The following is a 253-nucleotide window of genomic DNA, read 5'->3' on the forward strand; positions in this document are numbered from 1 at the left end:
TTCAGGCCAGCCTCGGCTTCCTTCAAGATGCTGATGATTTGCTCTTCGGTGAATCGCTTTTTCATTGCCGTTCCTCTCTGGAACGGACTCTACACCGTCACCGTACTAAACGCGGGGAGCAGGTCAAGGTACGCCTGGATCGACGCACACCGCGACCAGTACAGCGTGAGCCGGCTGTGCCGGGTGTTGGCCGTCTCGCGCAGCGGGTATTGCCAGTGGCGGGCTCGCCCGCCCAGCGTCAGGGCGCAGGCCA

At 62.5% G+C, this 253-nt stretch carries 1 pseudogene; it reads left to right on the forward strand.

Annotated elements, in window-relative coordinates:
* Positions 1–126: 126 nt before the first annotated feature.
* Positions 127–253 (forward strand): annotated as a pseudogene (locus G3O00_RS43190) (IS3 family transposase); the annotation flags it as partial.

The sequence above is a fragment of the Burkholderia sp. Ac-20384 genome, from assembly GCF_017104605.1.
GTDB classification, from domain to species: Bacteria; Pseudomonadota; Gammaproteobacteria; order Burkholderiales; family Burkholderiaceae; genus Burkholderia; species Burkholderia lata.